This window comes from Eleftheria terrae (assembly GCF_030419005.1).
GTDB lineage: Bacteria > Pseudomonadota > Gammaproteobacteria > Burkholderiales > Burkholderiaceae_C > Caldimonas > Caldimonas terrae.
This window is the reverse complement of the sequence record NZ_CP106953.1, coordinates 416,736-442,678: the sequence shown is the minus strand read 5'-3', so window position 1 is coordinate 442,678 and position 25,943 is coordinate 416,736. Positions and strand designations below refer to the sequence as shown.

Here is a 25,943-nt window from a genome sequence, read left to right as displayed (position 1 = left end):
GATCATTGGGTTCCTCAAGCAGGCCGAGGCCGGTATCCCGATCGCCGAGATTTGCCGCAAGGGCGGCTTCAGCGACGCGACGTTCTACAAGTGGCGCTCGAAGTTCGGTGGCATGGACGTGCTGGACGCGCAGCGGCTGCGCGAGTTGGAGGCGGAGAACGCCAAGCTTAAGAAGCTGCTGGCTGAGGCCCATCTCGACATGCATGCGCTCAAGAGCGTGCTCGGGGTAAAGCGTTAGCCCCAGGGGTCAAGCGCGAGGCGGCCTGCAGGATGGTTCAAGAGCACCAGCTGTCGCAGCGTCGCGCGTGTCGTCTCGTGGGGCTCTCCCGCAAGGTCCGCAGGCCGGCGGCTGAGCGCCTGCCGTTGCAGGCGGCCACCGCGGTCAACGAGGTATGGAGCATGGACTTCGTCAGCGACCGCCTGGCCAGCGGCCGGCGACTGAAGTGCCTGACGGTCGCCGACGACTTCAGCCACGAGTGCGTCGACATCACCGTCGACTACGGCATCTCCGGCGAGTACGTCACGAGGCTGTTGGACCGCGCGGCTCGCTTCCGAGGTTATCCCGCCGCGGTGAGGACTGACAACGGGCCGGAATTCACCAGCCGCGCCTTCATCGCCTGGACCATCGAGCATCGTGTACGGCACCTGCGGATCCAGCCGGGCAAGCCCATGCAGAACGGCTACATCGAGAGCTTCAACGGCAAGTTCCGCGACGAGTGCCTCAATGAGCATTGGTTCCAGACCCTGCAGCAGGCCCGGGAGACCATCGGGCACTGGCGACGCGACTACAACAAGGTACGTCCCCACAGCAGCATCGGACGCATCCCGCCGGCACGCTTCGCCGAGCAGCACCGCCAGCATGCTGGCGGTGCTGCTCGACAACAAACAGCTTCGAAAGAGATCAAGTAACCTTCAACCCCGACTCCTTCCGAATGAGTGGCACGGCGGAAGGGGGCAGGTCACCTCACCCTTATTCAAATCGAAATGGAGAATTCAGATGGAAGATAACATCTTGGACACGGTTAATAACTACTACGAAACACTCATGTTTGGCGAGCAGGCAGAACCGATCCACAAGTTAGGTTTCTTTAATGTCGGATATTGGAAGGGGGTTGAGGACAGTCTAGAGATCGCTCAGATCAATCTGATCGAAACGTTGGTCTCATTCTTCACCAATACAGACGGGAACGTTTTGGACGTCGCCTGCGGGAAGGGCGCTTCTACGAAATTTCTGACAAAGTATTTTGCGCCCAAGAACATAACTGGCATCAACATTTCAGAACGACAGTTGGAAATCTGCCGGGCAATTGCTCCGGAATGCGATTTTAAGCTAATGGACGCAGCAAACCTCAATTTCAGCGAGTCATCGTTTGATAACGTACTCTGTATCGAGAGCGCAAATCATTTCCGAACGCGCTACAAATTCCTCCAGGAGGCTCATCGCATCTTAAGGCCCGGTGGAAGGCTGGCAATATGGGATTTCTTTTATGATGAGAGTCTGCTCGCCGATGTAGGCCCAGCCTTCCCTAAAGAGAATTACCTGCCAACTCTGGATGCTTACAGAGACGACGTGCTAAAAGCTGGTTTCAAATATGTTCGAGTTGAGGACACCACTGAGTTTGCAGTTAAGTCATTACATAGGCACGAAGCCAAAAGAATGGAAAGGGAATTTGAAAAGAAGCGGGATTACAAAATCCTGGAAGAAATAATGCAAAACCAAAGATACGTGGACGGCACCACGATGTGCTTGGTCTACGCCATCAAGTAGGCATGTCTTCTGGCACTAGGTCATTCATTTGCGCAATAGCCCGCATTAGGTCCCAGTGACGAGAGTTCTACAGCAAGGAAGGAACTTGCCACACAGCGAGTTCAAGGCACGCTAGCGGCGTGTAAGTCTTCAATTATAAATGGCACAACTTTTGAGGTATGGAAACTCATAGCCTTGCGACTGTGTGCCAAGAAAGTAATACGATGCGACCCGATCCATGCAGACCCATAAATATTGTAGGTGCAGGTTTGGCCGGCCCCTTGCTTGCTTTGATGCTGGCCCGTCGGGGATTTTCAGTGGTTCTGTATGAGAAGCGCTCAGATCCACGGCGAGTGAGGACGCAACGTGGCCGCTCTATCAATCTCACGTTGGCTGCGCGCGGAATCAACGCGTTGGAGCGAGCTGGCGTCATGAGTACCGTTGCGTCACGACTGATACCGATGCGAGGCCGCATGGTTCACACTACTTCACGACGCTCAATCCTACAACTCTATGGACAGCGAGAGCACGAGGTCATCTACTCAATCCAGCGCGTCGTCCTTCAACGTATTCTGATCGAAGAAACTGCGCGCTATCCTAATATCACTATTCGATTCGATCAGCAATGCATAGCTGCCGACCCAAAAGAGAATCGACTTACCTTTCGCGACAAAACGCATGGAAAGGAATACAGCGTCGAGTTGGCACCCACCATTGCCACTGACGGCGCAAATTCAGCCGTTCGAGCGAGTCTTGTTGAAAGAGGCTATTTGGCTGCGTGTTTTGACATGCTCGACCATGGCTATAAAGAGCTCACACTCCCCTCATTTGCTGGCGGCTATGCGCTAAATTCTGACGCACTACACCTATGGCCGCGCGGTGACTTTATGCTTGTGGCGATGCCGAATCTGAATTGCAACATGACCGCCACTTTATTTCTGAAGAACACCGGGCCGGTAAGTTTCGCGGCATTAAAAGACTCACAGGGCGTGAGCGAGTTTTTTAATAGGGAATTTCCGGATGCTGTGCCACGCATCCAGAACCTGACCGAGCAATTTAGCTCGAATCCACAGAGTCGGCTGGGCACTGTGTCTGTGAAGCCGTGGCAAACCCTGGGCGCTGTATTGCTTCTGGGAGACGCGGCACATGCTATCGTGCCCTTCTACGGTCAGGGCGTAAATGCAGCATTCGAGGACTGTGTGGTGTTCGACTCGTTGTTGGACAAGCACGAGCAGTGGGCGCCTCTATTCCTGGACTTCGAAAAAGTACGCCGCGCAGATACGAATGCTATCGCTCAAATGTCTCTTGAGAACTATATGGAGTTGTCTGCCGCAGTACTTCAGCCAGATTTTGTTCTCCGCAAGTTTCTGGAACTTGAGCTCGAGAGGCGGTTTCCTGATCGATTCATTCCCCAGTATTCCATGGTGACATTTCATCCGGAGATCTCATACGCACAGGCACAGCAACGAGGAAAAATTCAAGAGGATATCTTGGCAGAGCTTACCTTGGGAGAAAGCAAATCTGCGCAGCACCGGCTAGGGATCACGGACTTCGCGCTTGCCGCCAGATTAATACATGAAAAGCTCCCTGTCCTCGCCTGTGGTAGTGCCCCGAACAATGATTCTAGTGCCAAATGGCACGATATTTCCCGGCGGCCAGAGCTAATAAGATCATGAGCCGTCGGGAAACATCTGCCTCTGTGTCCGAGCTTGAAATCCTAGAACTTCACATGAAAACTGAAATGATCACTCATGCGCCAATCTCAAGGGTAGAGCGGCAAGATGCGAGGGACAACGAGCAACAGCACGAGATTGAGCTCTTTAATGCGACGCAAATACCGTATCCAAATGAGAGCCTCATTCATCGGCTTTTTGAGCAACAGGTAGAACGAACGCCAAATGCGGTGGCGCTCGTGTACAAAGATGTGACGCTTACCTACACCGAACTCAATTCAAGAGCCAATCAACTTGCGCACTATTTGGTTCGCAAGGGCGTGGGTCCGGATCGATTGGTGGGATTATATATCGAACGCAGTATTGATACGATTGTGGCAATCTTTGGCATACTTAAAGCCGGAGGAGCATATGTACCACTGGACCCCGATTATCCGGCGGAGCGGCTGGAGTACATGCTGAGAGATGCGGCACCCGACATTCTGCTAGCTTTAGGCACACACCGTAAAGGCGTACCACCAACAAATGCCCAAGTTATTGGCTTGGGGGATTTGAATGAAATCGGGCTGGAGCCGAGAGGCAATCTAGACTTGCAAGAGCGGGAGTTAAATTCCGATAATCTGGCTTATGTAATCTATACCTCTGGATCTACCGGGCAGCCCAAAGGAGTGTTGGTCGAGCATCGGCACGTCATAAATCTGTGGCAAGGCCTGGAGAAAGTCTACGACAACGCAGCAGAGTGTTGCCGTGTCGCGGTAAATGCGTCCTTCAACTTTGATGTGTCTGTTCAGCAGACCATTCAATTGTTGTCCGGCAGAGCGATTATTGTGGTGCCGCAAGAGTATCAAAATGATATATCGATGCTCGGGGACTATTTATCCCAACACGCGGTCGAGTGTATTGACTGCACGATATCTCAACTAAGATCATGGATTTTCGCAGGTTTGTTCGATCGCGCACGACAGCTACGGCTAGTCCTAGCGGGCGGCGAAGTCATCGACGTGGATTTGTGGCGGACTTTGGCAAGGGACGAGCGAATAGAATTCTTTAACGTCTACGGTCCAACAGAATGCACTGTAAGTGCAACGATTGCTAGTTTGAAGGGAGATGAAACGCCGCCACACATCGGCCGCCCCATGGGCAATAGGCGTATCTACGTGCTGGATGAGCACCTCCATTCTGTGCCAGTAGGGGTTACAGGAGAGATTTACATCGGCGGAGAAGGAGTGGCCAGGGGGTATCTGAACCAACCGGAGCTGACGACGGAGAGATTTCAGCCGGACGCGTTTAGCGACGATCCGACGGCACGGATGTACCGGACTGGAGATATGGGTCGGTGGCGTGTTGATGGAAATATTGAGTATCTAGGCCGCAATGATCATCAGGTCAAGATTCGTGGTTTCCGGATAGAGCTAGGCGAGATTGAACTTGCGCTGTTGCGGCATGAAGCGATTCGTGAAGCGGTGGTGGTGGCGCGCGAGGATGAACCTGGCGAGAAGCGGCTGGTGGCGTATGTCACGTTAAAAACGGTGGACCCGGAGACGGATGTCGTTGCTAGCCTGCGTGACCATTTGTTAAAAGCACTCCCCGATCACATGGTTCCCAAGGCGTTCATGGTGTTGGAGCACCTACCGCTGACTCCCAACGGCAAGCATGATCGTAAAGCTTTGCCGCCGCCAGACAACTCGGTCGTAGTGCGCCGGGTTTATGAGGCGCCACAAGGGGAGATAGAAATAGCGATCGCCAATATTTGGTCTGCGCTGCTGAAGATAGAGCGAGTGGGTCGTTGGGACAATTTTTTTGAGTTGGGCGGTCACTCGCTGTTGGCGGTGACATTCATCGAACGGTTGAGACGCCTAGGACTTGCCGCCAACGTGAGCGCGCTGTTCGCGACACCGGCCTTGTCGGCGTTTGCTGGTACGTTGGATGAATCGAGTGGGATGGTAGTGCCGCCTAACTTGATAGACACAGCTACCAAGGAGATCACACCAGAGCTGCTGCCGCTCGCGCGACTGGATCAAGCAAGTATTGATCGTGTGATTGAACGTACTCCTGGTGGGGTGAGCAACATTCAGGATATCTATGGTTTGTCGCCGTTGCAGGAGGGAATCTTATTTCACAATTTGCTGTCGGTGAAGGGTGATCCGTACTTGCTGATCGGTCAGATGACATTTACCAATCGGGAACTGTTGGATCGATACCTGAGTGCACTGCAACAAGTCGTGGACCGGCACGATGTTTTACGAACGGCCTTTCAATGGGAGGGCTTGTCTGAACCTGTGCAGGTTGTTTGGCGGGAAGCAAGGTTACGTGTTACGCATTTAGAGCTATCAGCCGGGGCAGGGCCTGCGGCGGAGCAGATGAGGAAGCTTTTTGACCCGTTCCATTACCGGATTGATTTAACTCAAGCGCCTTTAATGCAGCTGGCGGTAGGGTTTGACGGTGAGAATGGCCGATGGGTGCTGACCATGTTATTGCACCACCTGATCGGGGATCACCTGACGCTGGAGATTCAGAGCCGTGAAGTCGGGTTCCTATTGAACAATCGCGGCAGTGAATTATCGCTGCCGAAACCATTTCGGAACTTGATTGGACAAGTGCGATTGGGGATAAGTTGCGAAGAGCATGAGAAGTTTTTCCGGGAGATGTTGCAGGACATTGACGAGCCGACAGCACCGTTTGGTCTGCTGGGAATCCGCGATGTAGGTCAGAGGGTTGAGGAAGCGCACTTACCGCTGTCTGATGAGTTGGTTGGGCGGTTAAAGAGACTATCGAGGCGGATGGGCGTTAGCGTGGCGAGTGTGTGTCACGTGGCGTGGGGCTTGGTCGTGGGCCGAACGGCGGGTCGCGAGCAAGTGGTATTTGGAACAGTATTGCTTGGCAGGATGGAGGCAGGTTCCGGTGCGGACGAGGCGATGGGGTTGTTCATTAATACGCTGCCAATCCGCGTATCGATCGAAGGGAGAAGCGTACTCGAATGCGTGAACCAGACGCATCGTTCGTTAGCGAGGTTGTTAAGGCATGAACACGCGTCGTTGTCGCTGGCGCAGCAGTGTAGTGGTGTAGCGGCGCCAGCTCCGTTGTTTAGTGCGCTGCTGAACTACCGACACAACCGACCAACGGTAGAGGATATTGCTGAGCGGGTGGAGGGAATGGAATGGATTTATGTTGAGGAGCGCACTAACTACCCGCTGATGTTATCGGTGGATGATTGCGGTGAAGCGATGGGGTTGACGGTTCAGGCTGTGCCTGGTGTTGAAGCCACGCGTATCTGCCGATTCATGGAAAAATCGCTAAGTGAATTGGCGGGGGCATTGGAGCTATCCCCCGATAGATCAATTGGCGAGCTGGATATACTGCCCGCAGGAGAGCGGCGTCAAATATTAGAGGAATGGAACGCAACTAAAGGGGAGTATCCAAGAGATCGTTGCGTGCATCAGCTTTTTGAGGAGCAAGTAATCAAAACTCCCGATGCGGTGGCAATTGTTCAGGGTCAAGATCGGCTGACCTATACAGAGCTTAATGTACGTGCGAACCGGCTAGCGCGCTATTTACGGGGATTGTCTGTAGAGCCCGACACGCTGGTAGGAATCTGTGTAGGCAGGAGTGTCGAAATGGTGGTGGGTTTGCTGGGCATCCTGAAGGCAGGTGGGGCGTATCTTCCGTTGGACCCTGAATACCCAGTAGACCGGTTGCGATTTATGTTGAACGATGCGCGTCCGCAAGTGGTGTTATGCGATGACGTTGGGAGTGAGGTGCTGGGTAGTCTGGGAGTGGAGTCGTTGATAAAGATCGGCTGCGGTACTCGGTCGGAGGGCGGCAGTGAGGGAGTAAAGAATATAGGGGCAGCTGAAAGTGGCGTAAAGCCTAATCATCTGGCTTATGTGGTCTATTCCTCTGGGTCAACGGGTCAACCCAAAGGTGTGATGATCGAGCATCGTAGTGCGGTGAATCTATTGCACTGGTCTCGCTCGGAGTTTGCTTCGCAAGAGATGGAGCAAACACTGTTCTCAACATCGATAAATTTTGACTTATCAGTCTATGAATGTTTCGCTCCTCTGGTGCGGGGCGCCACAGTGCATCTCGTGAACGATGTTTTCGCATTCGCGAATAAATCGCAATCGATCTCGCTAATCAATACGGTTCCGTCCGCTATTAACACAATGTTAGATAGCTATCAGGAAACTTTCAGTGGTGTTCGAGCTATCAATTTAGCTGGTGAACCGCTAAGGTCGAGCTTGATGGAGAAAATCTATTCGGTATGTGGGGATGTGGTGTTGCGTAATCTTTATGGCCCATCAGAGACGACTACCTATTCTACATCGACTCGAATTGAACGGCAGGCAGAGAAAATCGAGCACATTGGCCGCCCTATATTAAACACACAAATATACATATTGGACGGCCACCGTCGTGCTGTACCGATCGGCGTGATTGGCGAGCTATATATAGGAGGAGTTGGGGTAGGACGTGGGTATCTGAATCGAGCCGAGCTGACAGCTGAGAGATTTCTGGCGGACCCCTTTGGAGATGAGCCAGCAGCGCGCATGTACCGAACGGGAGATTTGGGTCGGTGGCGTGTGGATGGAAATATTGAATATCTTGGCCGTAACGATCATCAGGTCAAACTTCGCGGTTTCCGCATAGAACTTGGCGAAATTGAGCATGCGCTGGTGTGTCATGAAGCGATCCGCGAAGCAGTGGTCGTTGACAGAGAAGATATTCCAGGGGAGAAGCGGCTGGTGGCATATTTGGTGGGTGATCCCGAATCGAAGTCAGCATCGGTTAACGAACTGAGACGCCATCTGCAGCAAGTATTACCTGAATACATGATACCTAGTGCATTCGTATATTTGAGCGAGCTACCACTGATTCCGAGCGGCAAAGTGGATCGTAAAGGCTTACCGCCGCCTGATGCCAGCCAGATTAATTTAGGAACGGAGTACGTTGCGCCACGGACAGAGATAGAGCGCACGTTAGCGGAGATTTGGGCAGACGTACTAAAAGTGGAGCGCGTGGGCATTCACGATAACTTCTTCTCCTTGGGGGGCGACTCGCTATCCGCAGCTCGTGTGGTCAATTGGCTTAATTACGAGCTGGGAATAGAAATTCCGCTGCTTGCGATGTTCAAGAGTCCAACGGTTGAAGGACTGTGTGACTATGTTTTGACTCAAATAGAGGCTGATCTGGTTAGTATTGAGGGGGCGTCCTTGTGAGCGAATTGTCGGCAAAGAAGTATTCGAAGGGACAGCTCAGTCAACTGAGCTTGAAACAACTTAGAGATTTGCATAAGCAGTCTGCTCAGCATGCCGACAGGCACGAGCTTCCACTTGCCCCGCGATCAGCTGGAAATATTCTGCCTCTTTCTCATGCTCAGGAGCGGCTATGGATTTTGGAACAGTTAGGGACGATGGGGGCCGCGTATAACATTCCAATAGGATTGCGGCTTGAAGGGAGACTGGACGCGAGGGCGCTTTCGCTAAGTCTGGTGGAACTGTGCCGCCGCCACGAGAGTTTGCGCACGCATTTTGAGGTGCTTAATGACCAACCGGTGCAGGTGATCGGCGAGGACGCGAACTTCTGCCTTAATCTCACCGATTTGGCTGATTTGCCAGCTGAAGAGCAAGAAGCCGAGGTGACCCGCTTAACACAAGCCGAGGTAGATACCCCGTTTGATCTGACGCGCGGCCCTTTGTGGCGTGGAAGTTTGTTGCGGCTATCGGATGAGATCCATGTGCTGCTGCTGACGCAACATCACATCATCACGGACGGTTGGTCGCTGAATATCTTCAAACAAGAGTTGGCGGCGTTGTATCAAGCGTTCAGTAACAACCGCCCTTCGCCGTTGCCGACGCTGCCTATTCAATATGCCGACTATGCGGTGTGGCAGAGACAGTGGCTGCAGGGCAAGGTGCTGGACAGGCAACTGAATTACTGGAAGCAGCAATTGAGCGGCCTTGAACCGCTGGCCTTGCCGACTGACCGGCCCCGGCCGCAGCTAACGAGTGTGAGGGGCGCAACGCTATGCTTCGAAGTTTCCGCTGAGGTTTCGCATCGGATAGCAGCACTAAGCCGACAGGCCGGTGCAACATTATTCATGACGATGCTGGCCGCCTATCAAATACTTCTATCGCGCTGGACCGGTCAGGACGACATTGCGGTGGGTACGCCGATCGCCGGTCGCACGCATAAGCAGCTAGAAGGGATAGTCGGGTTTTTCGTGAACACGCTGGTGCTGCGATCTTCAGTGGCGGGAGACGCGACGTTCAAGGAGCTGCTACAGCAAGTTAAAGAGACCGCGCTAGCTGCCTATGCAAATCAAAATCTCCCGTTCGAAAAATTGGTGGCGGAATTGCAACCGGAGCGCGATCTATCACGCCAGCCGCTATTCCAGACGATGTTCGAGACGCAGGAGCTAGTTATTGAAGACGCTATCAGCTGGCCGGGCCTCAAAATTGCGCCGTCACAGATCGGCCCAGAGAACACGGCAAAGTTTGATTTGACGTTCAGCGTTTCTGAAACTAGGGCGGGGTTCAGTTGCACTTTCACGTACCCCATTGACTTGTTTGACGGCGCAACGATCGAACGAATGGCGGGGAGCTTTAGGACTTTATTAGAACAAATTACTACCAAGCCAGACGCTAAGCTCAACGAGCTAGAGATCCTAGCGCCACAGGAACGTCAGCAGCTACTGGTGGATTGGAATGATACGGGAGCGGAGTTTCCTGAGGACGAGTGTATCCATCAGTTGGTTGAAGCGCAGGTGATTAAAACACCCAATGCGATTGCAGTGGTGTATGAAAATCAGCAGCTGACATATCAGATGCTCAACGAACGCGCCAACCAGCTGGCTCACTATTTAAGGACGCTGGCAATCAAGCCGGACGATCGTGTAGCCATCTGCGTTGAACGCAGCATCGAAATGGTGGTGGGGGTGCTGGCCATTTTGAAGGCGGGTGGGGCCTATGTGCCGCTGGATCCCGCGTATCCCAAAGACCGCTTGATGTACATGCTAAGCGATAGCGCGCCCGTGGCGTTATTGACGCAGGCCAGGGCGCTCGCGGTATTGGGTGATGTCGGTAAGACGATCCCTATCATTGACCTGGAAGCGGATGTAGCACTCTGGGCCGATGACAGCAAGGACAATCCCCTTAAATCGGCAATAGGACTGACTGCCAATCATCTGGCCTATGTCATCTATACCTCAGGCTCTACTGGACGCCCTAAGGGAGTCATGGTGGAGCACCGTAGTGTTAACAATCAGATTCGTGCACTGCAAGAATATTACGGGATTGATTCAAATGACCGAGTTCTTCAGTTTTCTTCTTTCTCGTTTGACATGTCGGTGGAGGAAGTCTTTACTTCCTTAAGTACTGGATCGGCTTTGGTGTTGCGTACTGAAGCTTGGTTGGGAGGGCCTGTCGTATTTTGGTCTTTGTGCCAAGAGCATCAAGTCTCGGTGGTTAATCTGCCGGTTCAATTTTGGCAACAGTTGATAGAAGATTATGCGGTAGAGATTCCACGAGTGGTCCGTCGTGTCCTTATTGGTGGTGAGGCCGTCCACGCCCAAGCGCTTCGCAATTGGTTTGAGCATGGTGAGTATCGTCCAAGATTGTTTAACGCTTACGGCCCAACAGAATCAACTGTTAATGCAACTATTCATGAGCCATTAAGAAGTGACTCAAGATCGCAATTGATCGGCCGACCGATATCGAACACGCAGATATACATTCTTGATCGGCATCTTCAGCCAGTACCGATTGGTGTCACTGGTGAGATATATATTGGTGGTGCGGGTTTGGCGCGCGGATATCTGAATCGTCCTGACCTAACAGCCGAGCGGTTTGTTAGAAATCCTTTCAGTGCTGATCCGACTGCGAGGCTGTACAAGACTGGTGACCTGGGTCGATATTTGCCTGACGGCAACATTGATTTTTTAGGTCGCAACGATCACCAGGTCAAGATTCGCGGTTTCCGCATTGAGCTGGGAGAGATTGAGACACAGCTGGCGCGATGTGAAGGAATACGCGAAGCGGTGGTGCTGGCGCGCGAGGACAATCCAGGTGATAAGCGCTTGGTGGCATATGTGACCGCCAAAGACTCCTCCATAGCTCCCACTGCAGAGTCTCTGCGGGCGTATCTGAAAGGGCTCTTGCCTGGGTACATGGTCCCTTCAGCCTTTGTCGTGCTCGAGCGGCTGCCCTTGAATGTCAATGGCAAGCTAGATCGCAAGGCATTGCCGGCCCCGGATGGAGACGCCTATGCCACCCAAGAGTACGAGGCCCCGCAAGGGCGGATCGAGCAGACACTGGCGCGGGTCTGGGAAGAAGTGCTGGGACTGGAGAAAGTTGGTCGGCACGACAACTTTTTTGAGTTGGGAGGCCACTCGTTGCTGGCGACGCGAGTGCTGGCGCAGATCCGTGAGCAGCTGCCCGGGCGTAGCGTGGCGCTGCGGCTATTGTTCGAAGCCGCCACGGTGTGCGAGCTGGCGCAGCGCTTGGAGGGGCTGGGCGAAGCCGGAGGTGTGGGCAAGGTTCCGCCGCTGGAAGTGCAGGAGCGACCTGCGGAGCTGGCGCTGTCGTATGCGCAGGAGCGGTTGTGGTTTTTGGACGAGCTTGGCCAGGTCGGCAGTGCCTACAACATGCCGAGTGCCTGGCGGTTGCAGGGGCAATTGGACGTCAAGGCGCTGCAGTGGAGCTTGTTTGAGTTGGAGCGTCGGCACGAGAGCCTCCGCACGTACTTTGAGAGTCGCGGGGGACGGGCGATCCAGCGCATCGGGGCATTGGGGCAATTGCGGCTCGAGAGGTTGGATCTGAGTGATCTCGAGGCCTCTGAGCGGGAGCGACGGGTTCGAGAATCGATCGATGAGGAGATTGAGCGTCGCTTTGAGCTGAGTCGGGGCCCGCTGTGCCGATTGAAGCTGTTGACCGTATCTCAGCAGGAGCATGTGCTGTTGTTGACGATGCATCACATCATCTCGGACGGGTGGTCCGAGAGTGTGCTGTTGAGAGAGTTAAGCGAGCTGTATGGGGCGAGAGTTCGAGGGGAGCGATCGGGGTTGGCGCCAGTGGTGCTGCAGTATGCGGACTATGCGTTGTGGCAACGCAGCTGGCTGCACGGAGAGCTGCTCGAGGAGCAGCTGGCGTACTGGCGTGAGCAGCTGAGTGGTGCGCAGGTATTGGCGCTGCCGAGCGATCGGGCGCGGCCTGCGGTGTCGAGCCACGCGGGAAGGGTGCATGAGTTTAAGTTGAGTGGGGAGTTGAGTCGGCGTCTGAGTGAGCTTGGGCGGGGTGAGGGCGCGACACTGTTCATGGTGTTGCTGGCAGGGTTTCAGGTGTTGCTGTGGAGGTGGAGCGGGCAGGAGGATTTTCTGATCGGGGCGCCGATTGCGGGGCGCACGCAACGTGAGAGCGAGGGGCTGATCGGCTTTTTCGTGAACACACTGGCACTGCGGGCGCAGGTGAGAGGGGAGTGCAGTGTCGTGGAGCATTTGGCTCAGGTGAAGCAGATGCTGCTGGGGGCGTATGCGCACCAGGACGTGCCCTTCGAGAGGTTGGTGGCGGAGCTGCAGCCCGAGCGTGATCTGAGCCGCCAGCCGCTGTTCCAGGTGCTCCTTGCGTTGGAGAACTTCGCACAAGCAGATCTGCAGCTGCCTGGTCTTCGTTGTCAGCTCGTTAACGGCGAGCATCGCACCGCCAAATTCGATGTGGTGCTGTTCGTGAACGAGAAGTCGACGCATCTCCAATGTGCGTTCGAATATGCGTCAGAACTGTTCGACGAATCGACCATCGAGCGTCTAGCCGAACAGCTGCAGATCGTGTTGGCTGGCATGGTCGAGCATCCCGAAGGCCGTCTTCATGACCTGCCTCTGATCACTCCTAGGGCGCGCCATCAGCTGCTGGTGGAGTGGAATGCCACGGCGGTGGAGTTTCCGCGGCAGAAGTGCATTCACGAGCTGTTTACCGAGCAAGCCCGGCGCACCCCGCAGCAGATTGCGTTGGTGTATGAGGATCAGAAGCTGAGCTATGGGGAGCTGGAGCGGCGCTCGAACCAGCTGGCACATCACCTGCAGCAGCTGGGTGTGGGGGAGGAGTTGATCGTCGGGCTGTGCGTGGAGCGCAGCATGGAGATGATCATCGGGATGCTGGGGATACTCAAAGCGGGCGGAGCGTACCTGCCGTTGGATCCGGAATATCCAGCACCGCGGCTGAGCTACCTGTTGCAGGACACGCGTTCACCGGTAGTGCTGACCCAAGAGAGCGTGCAGAGCAAGCTGAATCTGGCCGGCGCACTCTCGCTCGTGAGATTGGACAAGGACTGGCCGCAGATTGCGCTGCACCCCGAGCACTGTCCTACAAGCGGTGCGCGGCCCGAGACGCTCGCATATGTGATGTACACCTCCGGTTCGACCGGCCATCCCAAGGGCGTGATGGTGGAGCATCACAGTGTGGTCGGGCTGGTTCACGCGGGATATGCGGCCCTGGGTTCCGAAGAGCATATCTTGCAGCTAGCGCCGCCGACATTCGATGCGGCCACCTTCGAGATCTGGGGAGCGCTGCTCATGGGCGGCCGTAGCGTTTTATATGCGGAGAAGTATGTCGATCTGCAGCGCCTGCGCCAAGTGATCCAGGAGCAGCAGATCACGACGCTGTGGCTGACGGCAGGATTGTTTGCGCAGGTGGTGGAACTGGACGTGCAGTTGCTGGCGCCGGTGCGCCAGCTTCTGGCGGGCGGGGATGCGCTGTCTGCGCATCACGTGGGGAAGGTGCAGCGCGAGCTGCCGGGCTGCACGTTGATCAACGGCTACGGACCGACGGAGTGCACGACCTTCAGTGCCTGTCACCGCTTCGAGGGTGGGAAGGATGAGGGAGTGAGGATTGGTCGGCCGATCGGCAACATGCGTGCGTATGTATTGGACGAGCGGCTGGAGCCGGTACCGATCGGGGTGGCAGGGGAGTTGTATATCGCCGGTGAGGGGGTGAGCCGGGGGTATTTAAACAACGCGGGGTTGACGGCGCAGCGTTTTATGCCAGAGCCGTTTGGGGCAGTACGCGGGCGTATGTATCGCACGGGTGATCGGGTGCGCTGGGATGCGCAGGGGCGCCTGGAGTTTTTGGGTCGATTGGATCAGCAAGTGAAGATCCGCGGCTACCGCATCGAGCCTGGGGAGGTCGAGACGGTGCTGCTGGATTTGCCGGAAGTCCGTGAGGCGGTGGTCGTGATGCGTGCGGATCAGCCGGGTGACCAGCGCCTGGTCGCCTACGTAGTGCGAGACCCTGATCCAGGTCTGTCGTCCGAAGAATCCGCAGCTCATCGCGATCAGACCATCGCGCAATGGAAGCACATCTTCGATGAGCTCTATGCGACGAATATGGCGAGTCGTGCACCGCACTTCGGGGGGTGGAAGAGCAGCTATACCGGCGAGCAGATTCCTGATCAACAGATGCAGGACTGGTTGGCTGCCACGATCGAGCGAGTGCTGGCCTTGCATCCACGGCGCATACTGGAGATCGGATGCGGTGTCGGCCTCCTTCTGCAACGGCTGGCGTCGCATTGTGAGTCTTATGTTGGGACCGACGTGTCGGCCGAAGCGATACGGACGTTGACGGATTGGGTATCACGCCAACCGGCTGCTTCCAGCATCCGCTTGTTCGAGTCCCCGGCTATCGATCTGCAATGCTTGTCCGAGGGCCGTTTCGATACTGTCGTTCTCAATTCAGTCATTCAGTATTTTCCAGATACGTCGTATCTATCGTCCGTGTTGGAGCAGGCGCTGGCGCTGGTGCCGGACAACGGCCATATTTTCATCGGCGACGTGCGCAACTTCGCGCTGTTGGAGCTGTTCCACGCTTCCGTTCAGCTTGCCAGAGCACCCGCAGATCTGACGGTGGGATCACTCAGGCGTCGGATCGATGTGGCGGTCGAAAACGAAAAAGAGCTGCTGATCGACCCGCTGTTCTTCGTGCAGCTGGCGCAACGCCTGGCGCGTATCGGGCGGGTCGAGATCTTGTTGAAACAAACCGAGGCTGACAATGAGTTAACGCTGTATCGATACGATGTAGTGCTGCATGTGGGTACGGCGGAACACCCCCTAATCGGTGCCGTGATTCCATGGTCAACAGCGTGGTCGTCATCTCAGTTGGAAGACTACCTGCGGACTCATCGTCCACAGTCGTTGCAACTGACCGGCATTCCCAACAGGCGGTTGGCCCGCGATTTGGCGAGCCGTGCTGCGATTGCAACGAGTGCCGCGGACGTTACTGTGGACGCGATACGGATGCGGCCCCTTGACGAGTCGACCGGCGAATTCCCGAGTGCGTTCAGTGCAATCGCAGTGAGGTGCGGCTACGAGGTGCGCGTGAGCTGGACGCCGGACTGCTCGGATGGGAGATTTGACGTACTGCTGTATGACCCTGTTCGGGTGGAGACCGGGACGACGCCAGCCATAGTAGTACCGCACTTTCCAGGCAAGGAGGTTGCCAATGTCCCGCTGTCCCACGGCATCGATGTATTTCCTGCACAGCTGCGGCGAAGCCTGAAGCGGCACTTGCCGTCGTACATGGTGCCTGGATCGATCGTGGTGCTGGAGAGTTTGCCGCTGACGGCGAATGGGAAGGTGGATCGCAAAGCGTTACCGGCACCCGAAGAGAGTGCATATGGCAATCGTGAGTATGAAGCGCCGCTTGGGGAGATGGAGCAGTCACTGGCAGGGATCTGGCATGACGTGCTGAAGGTTGAGCGGATCGGTCGTCGCGACAACTTTTTTGAGTTGGGCGGGCATTCACTGTTGGCAGTGCAGGTGATGTCACGTATTCGTCAAACACTGGGCGTGGAAGTATCACTGCGAGATGTATTTGCTCAGCCGAGTTTGCAAGCGCTCGCTGCTACCTTGGCGAACGCTCACGCCACTTCCTTGCCCTCGATTACGGTGGCTGATCGTGGGAGCCCTTTGCCATTATCGTTTGCGCAGCAACGGCTGTGGTTTTTGGCTCATATGGATGGCGCTAGCCAGGCATACAACATGCCTGGTGGGATGCGACTGAGAGGGCAATTGAACCGCGTCGCGCTGCGCGCAGCATTAGATCGCATCGTTGCGCGGCATGAAGCGTTGCGCACGACATTTTCTCAAATTGAGGGGGCGGCGATCCAGGTGATTGCTCCTGAGGATCAGTGCATGACGTTGTTGGAGCATGATCTAAGTGCCCATCCGCAAGCGACAATTGAGTTGCAAGAACTGAGTGCACTGGAAGCCACCGCTTCATTTGATCTTGAACGTGGTCCGTTGATTCGTGGGCGCTTGATCCGTATGGCGCCTGATGAGCATGTATTGCTCATTACGATGCATCACATCGTGTCCGATGGTTGGTCAATAGGTGTGTTTCTCAATGAGTTCAATCAGCTTTACAGTGCGTTCAGTCAAGGGCAAGTCGATCCACTGCCGCCATTAAAGATTCAGTATGCCGACTACGCTGTGTGGCAGCGTCAGTGGTTGGGAGGCGAGCATTTACAGCGACAGGCAGAGTACTGGCGGCATACGCTCAAGGGCGCGCCGGCGTTGCTGGAGCTACCTACTGATCATGTCCGTCCAACAGTGCAGAACTATGTTGGAGCCGGTCTGAATATCGGCCTGGATGCGGAGCTGACACGAGACTTAAAGGCGCTCAGTCAACGTCATGGCACGACGTTATTCATGACATTGATGGCTAGTTGGGCAGCATTGTTGTCACGGTTGTCTGGACAAGACGAAGTGGTGATTGGGACACCGATCGCGAACCGTATGCGAGCTGAGATTGAGGGCCTGATTGGATTTTTCGTTAACACGCAGGCATTGCGCATTGACGTGTCTGGCTCACCTACAGGGAGTGAGTTGTTGGCACGGACGAAGACCCAAGCGTTGGCGGCCCAGAGTCATCAGGACATTCCATTTGAGCAAGTTGTGGAGCTGGTCAAGCCACCGCGTAGTTTGGCGCATAGTCCCATCTTTCAGGTGATGTTTGCCTGGCAGAACACACCTGGCGGGCGCTTGCTGTTGCCGGAGCTGCAGCTTGAGGAAATGACCTCGCCACATGTAACAGCACAGTTTGATCTGTCGCTGTCGTTGGGCGAAGAAGGCGAGCAGATTGTGGGCTCGTTGGAGTATGCCACCGCCTTATTTGAGCGCGACACCGTGGCGCGATACATTGAATATTGGAAGACCTTGCTGAAGGGAATGGTGGCGGACGACCAGCAGCCGGTCGATCGCCTACCGATGCTCAGTGACACTGAGCGTCAACAAATTCTGGTGAACTGGAACGATACGGCAGCGGAGTATCCGCAAGATAAATGCGTTCATGAGTTATTCGAGGCGCAAGCGGCCCAGACACCGGATGCGATCGCCGTAATCTATGAGGGTGAGCAACTGACGTATGGCGAACTCAATCGACGAGCCAACCAACTGGCGCATTACTTGATTGAGCGAGGTGTTAAGCCAGATAGCCGAGTGGCGATTTGCGTTAAACGCAGCATCGAAATGGTGGTGGGCGTGCTGGCCATTTTGAAGGCGGGTGGGGCCTATGTGCCGCTGGACCCGGCGTACTCCGCTCATCGTCTGACGTACATGCTCAAGGATAGCGCGCCAGTGTTGTTGCTCACTGACTCGCGGGTGAGTACTCGCGCTGCGTTACGCGAAATGAGCCGTGATGCTGCCGCCGTGACGGTCCTCGATCTGCAGGCGGATATCGCCCTCTGGGCGCAGGAGTCTGAAGACAATCTGGATCGATCGACAATAGGGTTGGCGACTCGCAGTCTGGCGTATGTGATTTACACCTCGGGATCTACCGGTCAACCAAAAGGAGTGATGGTTGAACACGGCAATGTCATCAATCTGATTCATACCCACATTCGCAACTGCGCGCTTACAGCTGCTGACCGGGTGCTGCAGTTTGCTTCCTTCGGTTTCGATGCATCGGTGGAGGAGATCTTTCCGCCGCTTGCCGCGGGCGCAACGATCGTGCTGCGTCCGCAAGAGATATCGGCTCCAGATGAGGAGTTTGAGCGACTGTTGCGAACGGAGCGAGTAACGGTGCTGGAGTTGCCGACGGCGTTCTGGCATCTGTGGGTTCAACAGGAAAGCAAGGATGCTCGTGGGCAGGAAGAGCGTCCGCGCTTGGTGGTGGTGGGAGGAGAGAAAGCGGAGCGCCGGCATCTGGAGCGTTGGCGAGCGAAGTTGCAAGGACGCGAGTGCAGTTGGCTAAACACTTACGGCCCGACGGAAGCCACGGTGTATGCGACATCGCTGTTAGTAGATGGGCGCAGCGAGTTGATTGCGCAAGAGATTCCCATTGGTCGTCCGGTCTGCAATACACATTTGTATATTCTGGATGCTCATCGACAGCCAGTAGCGATAGGCGCGGTGGGAGAGCTTTATATTGGTGGTGCGGGTGTTGCGCGCGGTTATATCAATCGAGCAGATTTGACGGCGGAGCGATTTATCGCCAGTCCGTTCGTGACAGGCGAGCGTTTGTACAAGACGGGGGATCTAGGGCGGTGGCGAGCGGATGGAAACGTCGAGTATCTGGGTCGTAATGACCACCAGGTAAAGATTCGCGGTTTCCGCATTGAGCTGGGCGAGATTGAGGCACAGCTGACGCGCTATGCAGGCATACGCGAAGCGGTGGTGTTGGCGCGCGAAGACATTCCAGGTGATAAGCGCTTGGTGGCGTACGTTACGAGCGACGTGGCACTGAGCGCTGAGGCGCTACGCAGTCATTTATTGGGTCAGTTGCCGGAGTACATGGTGCCGGCGGCGTATGTGCAGTTGGAGCGGTTGCCGCTGACGGCGAATGGGAAGGTGGATCGCAAAGCGTTACCGGCACCCGAAGAGAGTGCATATGGCAATCGTGAGTATGAAGCGCCGCTTGGGGAGATGGAGCAGTCACTGGCAGGGATCTGGCATGACGTGCTGAAGGTTGAGCGGATCGGTCGTCGCGACAACTTTTTTGAGTTGGGCGGGCATTCACTGTTGGCAGTGCAGGTGATGTCACGTATTCGTCAAACACTGGGCGTGGAAGTATCACTGCGAGATGTATTTGCTCAGCCGAGTTTGCAAGCGCTCGCTGCTACCTTGGCGAACGCTCACGCCACTTCCTTGCCCTCGATTACGGTGGCTGATCGTGGGAGCCCTTTGCCATTATCGTTTGCGCAGCAACGGCTGTGGTTTTTGGCTCATATGGATGGCGCTAGCCAGGCATACAACATGCCTGGTGGGATGCGACTGAGAGGGCAATTGAACCGCGTCGCGCTGCGCGCAGCATTAGATCGCATCGTTGCGCGGCATGAAGCGTTGCGCACGACATTTTCTCAAATTGAGGGGGCGGCGATCCAGGTGATTGCTCCTGAGGATCAGTGCATGACGTTGTTGGAGCATGATCTAAGTGCCCATCCGCAAGCGACAATTGAGTTGCAAGAACTGAGTGCACTGGAAGCCACCGCTTCATTTGATCTTGAACGTGGTCCGTTGATTCGTGGGCGCTTGATCCGTATGGCGCCTGATGAGCATGTATTGCTCATTACGATGCATCACATCGTGTCCGATGGTTGGTCAATAGGTGTGTTTCTCAATGAGTTCAATCAGCTTTACAGTGCGTTCAGTCAAGGGCAAGTCGATCCACTGCCGCCATTAAAGATTCAGTATGCCGACTACGCTGTGTGGCAGCGGCAGTGGTTGGGAGGCGAGCATTTACAGCGACAGGCAGAGTACTGGCGGCATACGCTCAAGGGCGCGCCGGCGTTGCTGGAGCTACCTACTGATCATGTCCGCCCAACAGTGCAGAACTATGTTGGAGCCGGTCTGAATATCGGCCTGGATGCGGAGCTGACACGAGACTTAAAGACGCTCAGTCAACGTCATGGCACGACGTTATTCATGACATTGATGGCTAGTTGGGCAGCATTGTTGTCACGGTTGTCTGGACAAGACGAAGTGGTGATTGGGACACCGATCGCGAACCGTATGCGAGCTGAGATTGAGGGCCTGATTGGATTTTTCGTTAACACGCAGGCATTGCGCATTGACGTGTCTGGCTCACCTACAGGGAGTGAGTTGTTGGCACGGACGAAGACCCAAGCGTTGGCGGCCCAGAGTCATCAGGACATTCCATTTGAGCAAGTTGTGGAGCTGGTCAAGCCACCGCGTAGTTTGGCGCATAGTCCCATCTTTCAGGTGATGTTTGCCTGGCAGAACACATCTGCCGGGCGCTTGCTGTTGCCGGAGCTGCAGCTTGAGGAAACGACCTCGCCACATGTAACAGCACAGTTTGATCTGTCGCTGTCGTTGGGCGAAGAAGGCGAGCAGATTGTGGGCTCGTTGGAGTATGCCACCGCCTTATTTGAGCGCGACACCGTGGCGCGATACATTGAATATTGGAAGACCTTGCTGAAGGGAATGGTGGCGGACGACCAGCAGCCGGTCGATCGCCTACCGATGCTCAGTGACACTGAGCGTCAACAAATTCTGGTGAACTGGAACGATACGGCAGCGGAGTATCCGCAAGATAAATGCGTTCATGAGTTATTCGAGGCGCAAGCGGCCCAGACACCGGATGCGATCGCCGTAATCTATGAGGGTGAGCAACTGACGTATGGCGAACTCAATCGACGAGCCAACCAACTGGCGCATTACTTGATTGAGCGAGGTGTTAAGCCAGATAGCCGAGTGGCGATTTGCGTTGAACGCAGCATCCAAATGGTGGTGGGCGTGCTGGCCATTTTGAAGGCGGGTGGGGCCTATGTGCCGCTGGACCCAAGCTATCCTGTGGAACGCTTAAGCTACCTGCTACGTGATAGTGGCCCTTGTATCGTTCTCACTACTGATGTATCACGCGCTGTGTTGCAGGTTCGCCCGTCTTCCGCCACGCTCATCGATCTGAAAAATGATTCAGATTTATGGGGTGGTCTGAGCGAGGCAAATCTGCACAGGGAAGCCGTCGGACTCACGCCACGGCATCTCGCTTACATCATATATACATCAGGTTCGACGGGGACACCGAAAGGCGTGATGGTCGAGCACGCAAATATTGTGCGGTTGTTTGCGGCCACGCAGCCCTGGTTTCACTTCGGCAGTGAAGATGTCTGGACCTTATTCCACTCATTTTCCTTCGACTTCTCGGTGTGGGAGATATGGGGAGCATTGCTGTACGGCGGACGCCTGGTGGTGGTGCCTCACCTCACTAGCCGAGAGCCAGATAGTTTCTATCGACTGGTGTCGGAACAACGTGTCACGATCCTCAATCAAACTCCCAGCGCCTTTACCCAGCTGATTGCCGCGCAAGCACGCAATCCCCTACCTCATGTACTGAGACACGTGATATTTGGCGGAGCGACGTTGGACCTGAAAAGTCTCGAACCTTGGTATGAACGTAATTCCGAGTTTCAGCCGAAACTGGTTAACATGTATGGAATCACTGAAACTACCGTACATGTGACGTATTACCCTTTGCAGAAGACGGACCTCAAGCGATACCAAGGGCGCAATCCGATTGGGTCGCGGATTCCGGACCTAAGACTGTATATTTTGGATGCTCATCGACAGCCAGTGCCGATCGGTGCAGTGGGAGAGCTGTATATTGGAGGAGCGGGGGTTGCGCGCGGGTATCTGAATCGAGCGGATCTCACGGCGGAGCGATTTATCGCCAGTCCGTTCGTGACAGGCGAGCGTTTGTACAAGACGGGGGATCTAGGGCGGTGGCGAGCGGATGGAAACGTCGAGTATCTGGGTCGTAATGACCATCAGGTAAAGATTCGCGGTTTCCGCATTGAGCTGGGCGAGATTGAGGCACAGCTGACGCGCTATGCAGGCATACGCGAAGCGGTGGTGTTGGCGCGCGAAGACATTCCAGGTGATAAGCGCTTGGTGGCGTACGTTACGAGCGACGTGGCACTGAGCGCTGAGGCGCTACGCAGTCATTTATTGGGTCAGTTGCCGGAGTACATGGTGCCGGCGGCGTATGTGCAGTTGGAGCGGTTGCCGCTGACGGCGAATGGGAAGGTGGATCGCAAAGCGTTACCGGCACCCGAAGAGAGTGCATATGGCAATCGTGAGTATGAAGCGCCGCTTGGGGAGATGGAGCAGTCACTGGCAGGGATCTGGCATGACGTGCTGAAGGTTGAGCGGATCGGTCGTCGCGACAACTTTTTTGAGTTGGGCGGGCATTCACTGTTGGCAGTGCAGGTGATATCACGTATTCGTCAAACACTGGGCGTGGAAGTATCACTGCGAGATGTATTTGCTCAGCCGAGTTTGCAAGCGCTCGCTGCTACCTTGGCGAACGCTCACGCCACTTCCTTGCCCTCGATTACGGTGGCTGATCGTGGGAGCCCTTTGCCATTATCGTTTGCGCAGCAACGGCTGTGGTTTTTGGCTCATATGGATGGCGCTAGCCAGGCATACAACATGCCTGGTGGGATGCGACTGAGAGGGCAATTGAACCGCGTCGCGCTGCGCGCAGCATTAGATCGCATCGTTGCGCGGCATGAAGCGTTGCGCACGACATTTTCTCAAATTGAGGGGGCGGCGATCCAGGTGATTGCTCCTGAGGATCAGTGCATGACGTTGTTGGAGCATGATCTAAGTGCCCATCCGCAAGCGACAATTGAGTTGCAAGAACTGAGTGCACTGGAAGCCACCGCTTCATTTGATCTTGAACGTGGTCCGTTGATTCGTGGGCGCTTGATCCGTATGGCGCCTGATGAGCATGTATTGCTCATTACGATGCATCACATCGTGTCCGATGGTTGGTCAATAGGTGTGTTTCTCAATGAGTTCAATCAGCTTTACAGTGCGTTCAGTCAAGGGCAAGTCGATCCACTGCCGCCATTAAAGATTCAGTATGCCGACTACGCTGTGTGGCAGCGGCAGTGGTTGGGAGGCGAGCATTTACAGCGACAGGCAGAGTACTGGCGGCATACGCTCAAGGGCGCGCCGGCGTTGCTGGAGCTACCTACTGATCATGTCCGTCCAACAGTGCAGAACTATGTTGGAGCCGGTCTGAATATCGGCCTGGATGCGGAGCTGACACGAGACTTAAAGGCGCTCAGTCAACGTCATGGCACGACGTTATTCATGACATTGATGGCTAGTTGGGCAGCATTGTTGTCACGGTTGTCTGGACAAGACGAAGTGGTGATTGGGACACCGATCGCGAACCGTATGCGAGCTGAGATTGAGGGCCTGATTGGATTTTTCGTTAACACGCAGGCATTGCGCATTGACGTGTCTGGCTCACCTACAGGGAGTGAGTTGTTGGCACGGACGAAGACCCAAGCGTTGGCGGCCCAGAGTCATCAGGACATTCCATTTGAGCAAGTTGTGGAGCTGGTCAAGCCACCGCGTAGTTTGGCGCATAGTCCCATCTTTCAGGTGATGTTTGCCTGGCAGAACACACCTGGCGGGCGCTTGCTGTTGCCGGGGCTGCAGCTTGAGGAAATGACCTCGCCACATGTAACAGCACAGTTTGATCTGTCGCTGTCGTTGGGCGAAGAAGGCGAGCAGATTGTGGGCTCGTTGGAGTATGCCACCGCCTTATTTGAGCGCGACACCGTGGCGCGATACATTGAATATTGGAAGACCTTGCTGAAGGGAATGGTGGCGGACGACCAGCAGCCGGTCGATCGCCTACCGATGCTCAGTGACACTGAGCGTCAACAAATTCTGGTGAACTGGAACGATACGGCAGCGGAGTATCCGCAAGATAAATGCGTTCATGAGTTATTCGAGGCGCAAGCGGCCCAGACACCGGATGCGATCGCCGTAATCTATGAGGGTGAGCAACTGACGTATGGCGAACTCAATCGACGAGCCAACCAACTGGCGCATTACTTGATTGAGCGAGGTGTTAAGCCAGATAGCCGAGTGGCGATTTGCGTTGAACGCAGCATCCAAATGGTGGTGGGCGTGCTGGCCATTTTGAAGGCGGGTGGGGCCTATGTGCCGCTGGACCCAAGCTATCCTGTGGAACGCTTAAGCTACCTGCTACGTGATAGTGGCCCTTGTATCGTTCTCACTACTGATGTATCACGCGCTGTGTTGCAGGTTCGCCCGTCTTCCGCCACGCTCATCGATCTGAAAAATGATTCAGATTTATGGGGTGGTCTGAGCGAGGCAAATCTGCACAGGGAAGCCGTCGGACTCACGCCACGGCATCTCGCTTACATCATATATACATCAGGTTCGACGGGGACACCGAAAGGCGTGATGGTCGAGCACGCAAATATTGTGCGGTTGTTTGCGGCCACGCAGCCCTGGTTTCACTTCGGCAGTGAAGATGTCTGGACCTTATTCCACTCATTTTCCTTCGACTTCTCGGTGTGGGAGATATGGGGAGCATTGCTGTACGGCGGACGCCTGGTGGTGGTGCCTCACCTCACTAGCCGAGAGCCAGATAGTTTCTATCGACTGGTGTCGGAACAACGTGTGACGATCCTCAATCAAACTCCCAGCGCCTTTACCCAGCTGATTGCCGCGCAAGCACGCAATCCCCTACCTCATGTACTGAGACACGTGATATTTGGCGGGGCGACGTTGGACCTGAAAAGTCTCGAACCTTGGTATGAACGTAATTCCGAGTTTCAGCCGAAACTGGTTAACATGTATGGAATCACTGAAACTACCGTACATGTGACGTATTACCCTTTGCAGAAGACGGACCTCAAGCGATACCAAGGGCGCAGTCCGATTGGGTCGCGGATTCCGGACCTAAGACTCTATATTTTGGATGCTCATCGACAGCCAGTGGCGATCGGTGCAGTGGGAGAGCTGTATATTGGAGGAGCGGGAGTTGCACGCGGGTATCTGAATCGAGCGGATCTCACGGCGGAGCGATTTATCGCCAGTCCGTTCGTGACAGGCGAGCGTTTGTACAAGACGGGGGATCTAGGGCGGTGGCGAGCGGATGGAAACGTCGAGTATCTGGGTCGTAATGACCATCAGGTAAAGATTCGCGGTTTCCGCATTGAGCTGGGCGAGATTGAGGCACAGCTGACGCGCTATGCAGGCATACGCGAAGCGGTGGTGTTGGCGCGCGAAGACATTTCAGGTGATAAGCGCTTGGTGGCGTACGTTACGAGCGACGTGGCACTGAGCGCTGAGGCGCTACGCAGTCATTTATTGGGTCAGTTGCCGGAGTACATGGTGCCGGCGGCGTATGTGCAGTTGGAGCAGTTGCCGCTGACGACGAATGGGAAGGTGGATCGTAAAGCGCTGCCTGCACCGCAAGGTGATTCGTATGCCACGCGTGAGTACGAAGCGCCGGAAGGTGAAGTGGAGACCGTGTTGGCACCGATCTGGGCCGACGTTCTCAAGCTCGAGCGTGTGAGTCGACACGATAACTTCTTCGAACTCGGAGGTGACTCGATCCGCGTGGTGCAGCTCATCTCACAACTGCGCCCCCTTAATCACGACCTGCAAGTTACCGATATCTTCAAGCGACAGACGATTCGTGAGCTCGCAGCCTATCTGGCGGACAGAAAGAACCGCGCAGAACGGATTG

3 protein-coding genes and 3 pseudogenes are annotated in these 25,943 nt (G+C 55.2%); all 6 read left to right on the top strand.

The window, feature by feature from the left end; translation table 11 throughout:
• The first annotated feature begins 1 nt into the window (after position 1).
• Positions 2–909, top strand: a pseudogene (locus N7L95_RS28735) (IS3 family transposase).
• Positions 910–997: 88 nt separating this feature from the next.
• Positions 998–1,768 carry a class I SAM-dependent methyltransferase gene (locus tag N7L95_RS28730; protein WP_301261039.1) on the top strand — a complete coding sequence of 257 codons (771 nt, stop codon included), beginning with the start codon at positions 998–1,000 and terminating at the stop codon, positions 1,766–1,768.
• 158 nt (positions 1,769–1,926) lie between these two features.
• A complete protein-coding gene (locus N7L95_RS28725; RefSeq protein ID WP_363324901.1) occupies positions 1,927–3,423 on the top strand; it encodes an FAD-dependent oxidoreductase in 1,497 nt (498 codons plus the stop codon).
• Between the two features lie 53 nt (positions 3,424–3,476).
• The gene (locus N7L95_RS28720; RefSeq protein WP_301261037.1) at positions 3,477–8,636 is read left to right on the top strand and encodes a non-ribosomal peptide synthetase; all 5,160 of its coding nucleotides are present in this window, start codon (positions 3,477–3,479) and stop codon (positions 8,634–8,636) included.
• A pseudogene (locus N7L95_RS29805) lies at positions 8,633–15,241 on the top strand (amino acid adenylation domain-containing protein); the annotation flags it as partial. The gene N7L95_RS28720 and the pseudogene N7L95_RS29805, both read left to right, overlap by 4 nt.
• 456 nt (positions 15,242–15,697) lie before the next feature.
• A pseudogene (locus N7L95_RS29800) lies at positions 15,698–25,900 on the top strand (non-ribosomal peptide synthetase); the annotation flags it as partial.
• Between the last annotated feature and the right edge of the window lie 43 nt (positions 25,901–25,943).

What these genes read in the sequence shown, in the direction of transcription:
- N7L95_RS28730 (WP_301261039.1), top strand. Translation starts at nt 998, where the DNA reads ATGGAAGATAACATCTTGGACACGGTTAATAACTACTACGAAACACTC.
- N7L95_RS28725 (WP_363324901.1), top strand. Translation starts at nt 1,927, where the DNA reads ATGGAAACTCATAGCCTTGCGACTGTGTGCCAAGAAAGTAATACGATG.
- N7L95_RS28720 (WP_301261037.1), top strand. Translation starts at nt 3,477, where the DNA reads ATGAAAACTGAAATGATCACTCATGCGCCAATCTCAAGGGTAGAGCGG.